Source organism: Vibrio sp. 704 (assembly GCF_033339295.1).
In genome coordinates, this window is record NZ_JAWOUH010000104.1 from 1 (window position 1) to 1114 (window position 1114).

The 1114-nt window shown below is 46.8% G+C and carries 1 protein-coding gene; it reads left to right on the forward strand.

Annotation, left to right across the window (positions count from 1 at the left end):
- A partial coding sequence (locus R7R24_RS24750; protein WP_318119739.1) for a PAS domain-containing protein occupies window positions 1-1114 on the forward strand: 1114 nt, incomplete at both ends.

Sequence of the window (1114 nt, forward strand, 5' to 3'; positions counted from 1 at the left end):
CGATGATATCGACATCGTACGTTCCGTTTTCTTTGGTTTGTTAATCACGCCCTGGGCCGTTTACTTCCTATCTGTGGTGGTAGATCAGTTAGAAGAGTCTCGTCAACGATTGACGAAGCTGGTTTCTAAATTGAAAGACATGCGTTCACGCGACCAAGAACTGAACTTCCAACTACAGCAGAACATCGAAAAGCTCAATCTAGAGATTGAAGAGCGGATTAAAGCGGAAGAAGCGCGTGAAGAGGCGATGCAGGACCTAGAAAATGAGGTTTTCCAGCGTGAGCGAACGCAATTAGAATTAGCAGAGCGTACCGCCTTGTTACGTTCATTCATCGATGCGTCACCTGATTTGATTTATTACCGTAATGCCGATGGCGTCTTCTCTGGTTGTAACCGAGCGATGGAAGAGTTAACGGGCAAGAAAGAGCATCAACTTGTCGGCTTGAGCCCGTGGGATGTCTACAGTAAAGAAATTGCGCAACCAATCGTAGATACCGACCAAAAAGTCTTTAGCGACAACCAAGCGATCACTTACGAGCAATGGTTGGAATACCCTGATGGGCGAAAACACTATTTTGAATTGCGCAAAGTACCATTCTATAGCAAAGACGGTCGCCACTTGGGGTTGGTTGGTTTTGGGCGAGACATTACTGAGCGTAAGCGTCACGAAGAATCTCTAGAAAAAGCCAGCCGAGATAAAACGACGTTTATCTCCACAATTAGCCATGAACTTAGCACACCGTTAAACGGTATTGTTGGCCTGAGACGAATGTTGCTTGATAGTCCGCTGACGGAAGAGCTGCGCGAGCACATGCAGACGATCAACGTGAGTGCGATTACGTTGGGGAATATCTTCAATGACATCATCGATATGGACAAATTCGATCGTCGTAAGCTTGAACTGTTACCTGCGCCATTGAACTTTGAAGACTTTGTCGCCGAGATAGAGAGTATTTCGGCGCTCATGGCGGAACAAAAAGGACTGCGTTTCGACTTAGAACGTTTGAGTGACTTACCAAAAGCGATCGAGGTGGATGCGACCCGTTTACGTCAGGTGATTTGGAACCTAGTGAGCAACGCGATGAAGTTCACCAAAGAAGGTGGCGTTGTGGTG